We start from the raw sequence: 7,016 nt of genomic DNA, 5'->3' as shown, positions 1-7,016 counted from the left end.
GGAGGTCGGACGTTACTTACCGTCGCCGCCGAACCACTTGTCGACCATGTCGTCGACCTCGACCGTTCCATCGACGGCGCTGAGGACGTCCGGTCCCAGCACCTTGATCAGGTCCACGATGGCCTTTCCCCCACTCAGGACGTTGGTGGCGGGGGCTTTGTCGCCACCCTCCAGGTAGTGCTTGTTGAAGCCTTGGCCCGGCTCGTCGGTGCCCCAGGGGGCGGAGGCGTTCAACGACGAGATAGTGGCGGCGTGCTGCGCCCAACGGCTGGCCAGTGTCGCGCCGGCGACGCCGAGCCGCTGGGCACCAGCCCGGGCGGCGTCGGGCTTGAGGAAAGTCTCGTCTGCGTCGGTCATCGGTCGTCCTCCCGTGGAAGTTCGCTGTCCAGCTGACGGAAGATGCCGTCCAGGTCGTGGCCCATGTACGCCTGGAACTGGCTGTCCGGCACGAAGGGCCGCATCAGCTCTTCGACCTCGGTCATCGCCTTCTCGGTGGCCCTCCGGATCGTCTCCGTGACGGTGGCGGAGAGTTCCTTCGAGTTTGGCCGGCGGTAGATGCGCGGGTCGAACTCCACCTTGACCACCTGACCACGCGGGCCGACCGTCACCGAGACGAAGCCGTCCTCGGAGGTGACGGTGGCGTTCACTGCCTTGAGCCGCTGCTGAAGGTCACCCACGCCCGAGCGCATCCGCTCGAACTGGGCCATCAGCTCGTCGGCCCGAGCGCGCAGTCCTTGCGTGTCCATGGCGTCCTCCCCCTGCACGTCCACGTGCCGCCGCAACCCGCCAACGGCGTGACACCTCGACCATACTGAATCGACGCGACATCGGGGATCCGGTAATCGTCCGAGGATCGTTACGATGCACCGGCGCCGTAGTGACGGGAGGTGAGCGCGGAATGGGTCTCGACCGTCGTACGTCCGCCGCTGCTCTGGTGGTGGCGCTGATGGGTTCGACAATCCTCGGCGTGCCGGTTCGGGCTGTCGCGGCCCCGGCGATCTGCAAGAACCCGAGCGATCCGGGTCAGGTCATCAGCGAGACGCCATGGCACCAGCGGTGGCTCGCGCCGCAACGGGTGTGGCCCTTCAGCACCGGCGTCAACGTCAAGGTGGCCGTCATCGACTCCGGCACCGACGACACCCACCCGCAGCTGAGCGGCAGGGTGGCCACCGGCTTCGATTCCCTGCGTGGGACACCCGGTGGCAACGTCGACTGTGTCTCGCACGGCACCGCGGTCGCCAGCCTCATCGCCGCCCGCCCGCAGAACGGCGTCGGCTTCCACGGCCTGGCCCCGGACGCAACGATCATCCCGATCCGGGTCAGCGAACGCGCCGGCAACGAGGGCGAGGAGGCGCGGGGTCAGAGTGTCTCCGCGGAGGTCTTCGCGCAGGCCATCCGCGGGTCGGTCGACGACGGTGCCGCCGTGATCAACATGTCCGTGACGCTCTACCGCCCCGACCCCGCCGTCGAGAGCGCGATCAAGTACGCGCGGGAGCACGACGTCGTGCTGGTCGCCGCTGCCGGCAACCTGCACCAGAACGGTGACCGTCCGGATCCGGTGCCCTACCCCGCCGCCTACGACGGTGTGATCGGGGTCGGCGCCATCGACCAGGAGGGCGTGCGGGTGAAGCAGTCGCAGGTCGGGCCGTACGTCGACCTCGTGGCCCCTGGCGGCGCGGTGGTGGCGGCGACCCGCCTCGCCGGCCACGACGTCTGGAGCGGCACCAGCTTCGCAACCCCGCTGGTGAGCGCAACGGCCGCCCTGATCCGTGCTGCCGAACCCGGCCTGCCCGCAGAGGGGGTCAGCCGCCGTCTCCTCGCGACGGTGGACCCGGCGCGTGGTGGCCCCGGGGAGGGCTACGGGCGTGGCCTGCTGAATCCGTACCGGGCGGTGACCGAACGGCTGACCAATGACGCGCCGGTTGCCCAACCCCCGATGCCCGACCCGTCGTTCGACGCGGCGGCGCAGGAGCGTTCGGAGCGGTGGAGCGTCTTCGGCCGGGTGGCCCTCTGGGTCGGGCTGCTGGTCGCAGTGATCGCGCTCGCCATCGGCGCGATGGCCTCCTTGCTGCCGCGCGGACGCCGGTTGCGGTGGCGACCGACCCGGCCGGCGGCCCCGCCGACTCCGGTCGGCGAGATCGACGAGCCCGAAGAGTTGTTCTTCCGGGTGCCCACCTCGCTGCCCCGCGGCTGACGGCCCGCCCGAGGCCGACACGCATCGTCACGACGCCCGGCAGTCGCGGCACAGACGACAGTGCGAACGACGATGGCCCGGCACGCGGCCGGGCCATCGCTTCGTACGGTCGGGCTCAGTCGCCGAACTTCGCCCGGTTCGCGGCCTCACGGGCCTGCATCCTGGCCGCCGACTCGCGCAGCGTCTTCTCGATGCGCCCGAGCAGGTCACGAAGGTCGTTCGCCGCCGCCTCCCAGTCGCTCTGCCGACGGAAGTACGCCTCGCGGGCGTCACCGTCCCAGGTAGCGAGCAGCGGCGCGATGCCCGACTTGAGCCCTTCGAGCTCACCTGTCACATTCCGCACGGCACCGCCGCAGCTGTCCGCGGCAGCGTTCAGTGCACCGAAGTTGTAACGAATTTCCATTTCGGAACTCCTCCCCCGTCAGAGCTTGAGCGCTGCGGTGATCTGACCGGCAGAAGCGCCGGCAGAGGTCATCTCGGACCGGAGCTCGTCGTCACTGACGTCGTAGTCCTTACCGGCGGACCCGACGGCCTCGGCGATCGCCCGCAGCGCCACGTTCAACCGGGCCATGTCCTCGTCGAACTTCGTCCGAACCTCCTGGAAGGAGCCGGCAGCGGCACCCTTCCACTGGTCGTACAGCGGTGCGAGCTGGTCCATCAGCTGGTTCAGGTTACCGGTGAGCCGATCCGCGACGGCATCTACGTCGCCCTCGGTCTTCACCATCAAGCCGGTGTCGGTACCCATCGACATGGTGAGTCACCCCCGTCCTCATCGATAGCCCCCCATCGCCGGGGGCAGCCTCTATTGTGGCGCTGACGCGCCATTGCTCTACGAACGGTAACGGGTCATGTCCAGCCCGCGCTAGGCCGGCCGCATTCAGACTCGCAACTACCTCCACTGTGGCAGCACCGGTCACTCCGGGTCCAGTGCCCGCTTCGCGTTGGTTGGGTCGAGCGCCGGGCCGGCCGGAAGCCGGACGACCAGACTCGCGGGCAGTTCGACGGGTCGCGCACCGCGGTAGCCGAGCATCTCCGACACCTCCTTCGACGCCAGCGGATACCGGTAGCCCAGGTCGGTCACCAGGCTCAGGGTGCCCGTCGTGATCTCCGGTGACGCCATGGCGGCAACCAGGACGCCGTACCCCGGCTCGATGACCACCCGGTCGGCGAGCGGGATGCCGTCGCCGGTCTGCTCGGCGGTGCGTACCGGCTCCTTCACCGGCTGCACCTGCGCGTCCAACAGCAGGGTCGGCTCATCCTGCCCCGGACGGTAGGCGGCGCAGATCGCCGGTTGATCACCGGTCAGCCGGGCGATGTCGGGGCGTTCGCCGGGTGCGCGGTGCCGCCCCTCGGCCGGAGGCGGCGCCTTGGGGGCCGCCGCGGCGGCCCCGGCCCCGAGCGTCAGGGCCTGAGGAGCCGACTCGCCCTGGTAGGACTGCCGTGTCTCCGGGTCCGCGAGCAGCACGTCTGCCTGCAGCGGAGTCAGCGGACGCAGCCGGTCGCGGTTGGCGAGGTAGTACTGACGGCTGCCGTTCTGACTCTGCACGACGAAGATCTGGCCGACCCGGGCGTCCTGCAGTGCGGCCGACGACTCGCCGCGGCCAGCCACGTCCTCGGAGCCGATCGGCTCACCGGCGGGCAACGCGTTCAGCCACGCCCCGCCAACCTCGACCACCGGTTCCGCGGTCATGGTCAGTCCTTCGAGGACGACCGCCTGGTTGCGGATCTCGTACCGGTGGTCGTGCCAGACCAGGTGCAACCGCTTGGTCGTGGTGTCCTTGACCAGCAGCGCCGTGTCGCCCATCTCGCGCCCACCGTTGGGTGCTCTACCGAGGGTGAGCACCGTCGTGGCCACGGTCCCACCCGCCTGGTCCCGCGCCGGCTGGGTGCAGAGCGTCCACGGGCCGGTGAGGATCCGTTTCGGGTCGGGCAGGGCGTCCGGTGCGTTCGGGATGCCGATCCGGGGCCCGCGCGGCGTACCGACAAGTGAGTTGCGGGAGACGGAGATGGTCGGCACCGCCGACCCCATCGCGAGCAGCGCGGACGAGTAGTTGACCACCGGGTGCAGGCGGCCGTCCCGGTAGACGTACCGCGTGCCGGTCTCCTTCTCCAGGATGACCGAGTCGGCCGACTTCCACTTGGTGGCGCCACCGGGGCGGAGCAACCCGTAGACGCCCACCGCGGCGAGGCAGAGCACCGCCACCATGATGCCCGCGAGGCCGGCGCCGCCGAGCCGCCGGAACGGCGCGGCCTCCGGATCAGGCTCGCGCGCCACGAGCGCGGACGTCATCCGCTGGACGAAGAACTGGTACGACTGGACCTGGTCCCGCCGTGACGGCATGGCACCTCCCCCTGGCGTACGGTCGGCACGGACAGGTGCCGGACCGCGGTGCCTACGATAGGCACCGCGTCGACCGCTGTGGTGCCGGCATCCGGCCGGGGCCGGTGACCAGGACGACCACGACGCGAGGAGTTCCGATGATCAGTCGTGACGAGGCACTGGCCCGAGCCCGTGAGTGGGCCGCCGCCGGCCACCCCGGTCCGCCGCCCGAGGTCGACATGTACGAGTTCGACCTCGGCTTCGTCGTCTCCCGCCGCGAACCCCGGCCAGAGCCGACGAACGGACCACCCCGACCACCGTCGGCCACCGGACAGCCCACAATCGTCATCGACCGGGAGACCGGCGAGCTGTCCGAGTGGCCTTCGCTGGCCGGTGCGTCAATTGCCAAGCGTTACGCGCAGCGCCGCGCCGCCGAGGGCCGCTTCCCGCCGGACGTCCGAGCGGTACTGGACAAGGCCGGCTGGTTCCCCGGCCGCGACATGACCGCCTCCGTCAACAACTGGCTGACCCGCTTCGCCGACAAACTCGACGGCCTGGAGTTCTCCGCCGCCGCACGGGCCGCACTCGTCGAATTCGGCGGGCTACGCCTGCCCCAGTTCGGCGGATTCGGCGAGCCAGAAGAGGGCTACTGGAGCTACATCCACCCCACCCGCGGTGGAGTGCTCGCCGAGGATGCCCGCATCTTCACCGAGGAGTTCGACAACCCCGTCTACCCGCTCGGCAACAACGCCGACGGGCCCTCCGAACTCGTCATCGACGCCCAGGGGCGGGTCTTCATGCTGCACTGGGCCGACGACTTCTTCGTTGGCCCCGACATCGACTCCGCGATCGTCAAGCTCGTCCGCGGTGGCGACATGCCGGAGGCAAGCGACCTCACCTGGGACGAGCCGGCGCCCATGCCCGAATGGTACTCAGACCGCCAGCCCTGATCGAGCAGAGTCGGGTGATCGTCGGACGGGACGCGCAGCGTGGACGACCTCTTCGTCGGCGCCGACGTTCGCGTCAGCCGTTCAGCGCTCGCATGAACGCGTACAGGCCCAGCACGCTGCACGCCACCGGCACCACGGCCAACTGCAGCAGGATGTCGAGGGTGTCCCCGAGACGGGCCAGCCGGGGCGACGGGGCACGACGGCTGTAGGCGAGCCCGGCGCTGACCGAGATCCCGGCCGCGACCACCGCCACCGGAAGCACGGCCAGTACGCGTAGCCCGGTCCCGGCGTCGGCCGCGCCGACCAGGGGCAGCAGGGCCAACCCCACCAGACCCCCGGCGAGCAGCGGCACGCGGTGCCGCACGGTCGGCACCAGCCGGGCCCGCAGCAGGTGACCGAGCGCGACCACACCGGCCAGCAGCAGGGCGGCGACCGAGCCGTGGGCGGTCAGCACGATCAGGCAGCCGACGGTGACCAGGAACGAGCCGAAGATCATGCCGGTAAGGACCTCGTCGGCCCGGGCGGTGGCCTGATAGACCAGCTCGCGCCGGGGCTGCGGCTCGTCGCGCAGCAGGTCCTCGGCGGTGCGCGGCAGCGCCGGCATCGGCATCTTGCCGAGTCGTACGGCGAGCAGCGGCATCGCCGGCAGCAGCAGGGTCACCGCGCTGACCATGATCGCCGCGCCCTGCGCCGCGTCCATCGTGCCGAGGGCGAAGAGGCCGCCGAGCATGCCCCAGAAACCTGCGAAGACCGCCGCGACGAAGACCCGGGTCGCGTCGCCCACCCCGAGGAAACCGAGCAGGCCGGTGAGGAACAGGATGGCGGAACCGAGCAGCACGTGCGGTGCGCCGAGCGCCCAGACGGACTCGCCGGTCCCGATCACCAGGACGCCGCCGACGAAGGCGTAGGGCAGGCCGGCCGCGGCGACCACGGCCCCGGCGAGGGAGTCGGCCATCGCCCGGGACAGCACGATCCCGACCAGCAGCAGCACCCCGGCGGTGCCGAGGGCGATCACGCCGCCGAGCATGCCGGGCTCGTCGGACGTGACGATGACGACCAGGCCGAGCAGCAGCAGCACACCGGCGACGATCAGGCCCGTCAGCCGGGTCGCGAGCGGGCTCCAGGCCACCCCGCGTCGGCGGGCGCCGGCCGCGACGGCCTCCATCAGATCGTCGTACGCCAGCTCCGGCCAGTCGGTGCGGCGCGGCACGAGATGCAGCGTCTCGCCGTCCCGAACGTTCTGTACGGCGAGCGTACGATTGAGGTCCACAGTGGTGCCGTCGGTGCGGCGCAGCATCCAGCCACCGTGTGCCGTCCCGTCCGACGGGTGCTCATCCGCCTGCCGTAGGACGGCGGGGAGCAGCCCGACCAGCGGCAGATGCTCGGGTAGAGCGAGATCAAGCCGCCGGTTGGGGGCGACGACGGCGATGCGCGCGAGTCCGGTTCCGGCCTGGGTGACCACTGACGACCCCTCGAACGAGGAGCGGGCCGACGTGGCCCGCGGCTGTCATGACGAGAGAAGGCTACCTACCATGTGCCATGGCGCGGGCGC

Annotated in this window: 8 protein-coding genes; 2 read left to right on the top strand and 6 right to left on the bottom strand. The window is 70.8% G+C overall.

Annotated features, from left to right (window positions below; genetic code table 11):
• Window positions 1–12 precede the first annotated feature (12 nt).
• Both AB0C01_RS22730 and AB0C01_RS22725 read right to left on the bottom strand, forming a co-directional pair.
• Window positions 13–357: a hypothetical protein gene (locus tag AB0C01_RS22730; RefSeq protein WP_357572056.1), complete on the bottom strand. Its 345-nt coding sequence runs from the start codon at window positions 355–357 to the stop codon at window positions 13–15.
• Window positions 354–746 carry a YbaB/EbfC family nucleoid-associated protein gene (locus AB0C01_RS22725; protein ID WP_357240948.1) on the bottom strand — a complete coding sequence of 131 codons (393 nt, stop codon included), beginning with the start codon at window positions 744–746 and terminating at the stop codon, window positions 354–356. Before AB0C01_RS22725 ends, AB0C01_RS22730 begins: the two co-directional genes overlap by 4 nt.
• Before the next feature lie 152 nt (window positions 747–898).
• Between AB0C01_RS22725 and mycP the strand changes: the two genes are divergently transcribed.
• A complete protein-coding gene (mycP, locus tag AB0C01_RS22720) occupies window positions 899–2,194 on the top strand; it encodes a type VII secretion-associated serine protease mycosin (RefSeq protein WP_357572055.1) in 1,296 nt (431 codons plus the stop codon).
• Between the two features lie 115 nt (window positions 2,195–2,309).
• Here the strand turns inward: mycP and AB0C01_RS22715 are convergent, their stop codons facing one another.
• From AB0C01_RS22715 to eccB, 3 genes are all read right to left on the bottom strand, one after another.
• Window positions 2,310–2,597: a WXG100 family type VII secretion target gene (locus tag AB0C01_RS22715; protein WP_357240941.1), complete on the bottom strand. Its 288-nt coding sequence runs from the start codon at window positions 2,595–2,597 to the stop codon at window positions 2,310–2,312.
• An 18-nt stretch (window positions 2,598–2,615) separates the two neighbouring features.
• Window positions 2,616–2,945 (bottom strand): WXG100 family type VII secretion target, encoded by a 330-nt coding sequence (locus tag AB0C01_RS22710; protein ID WP_357240938.1) that lies wholly within the window; start codon window positions 2,943–2,945, stop codon window positions 2,616–2,618.
• A gap of 162 nt (window positions 2,946–3,107) precedes the next feature.
• On the bottom strand, window positions 3,108–4,535 hold the full coding sequence (eccB, locus tag AB0C01_RS22705; protein ID WP_357240935.1) for a type VII secretion protein EccB: 1,428 nt from the start codon (window positions 4,533–4,535) through the stop codon (window positions 3,108–3,110).
• A 137-nt stretch (window positions 4,536–4,672) separates the two neighbouring features.
• Between eccB and AB0C01_RS22700 the strand changes: the two genes are divergently transcribed.
• The gene (locus AB0C01_RS22700; RefSeq protein WP_357572054.1) at window positions 4,673–5,464 is read left to right on the top strand and encodes an SUKH-3 domain-containing protein; all 792 of its coding nucleotides are present in this window, start codon (window positions 4,673–4,675) and stop codon (window positions 5,462–5,464) included.
• Between the two features lie 73 nt (window positions 5,465–5,537).
• Here AB0C01_RS22700 and eccD read toward each other — a convergent pair whose 3' ends face one another.
• Entirely contained in the window at window positions 5,538–6,926 is a 1,389-nt protein-coding gene (gene eccD, locus AB0C01_RS22695; RefSeq protein WP_357572053.1) for a type VII secretion integral membrane protein EccD, read from the bottom strand.
• Window positions 6,927–7,016 lie beyond the last annotated feature (90 nt).

This window comes from Micromonospora sp. NPDC048905, assembly GCF_040649655.1.
GTDB lineage: Bacteria > Actinomycetota > Actinomycetes > Mycobacteriales > Micromonosporaceae > Micromonospora.
The sequence above is the reverse complement of the archived record's forward strand: the minus strand, read 5'-3'. Positions and strand labels throughout refer to the sequence as shown.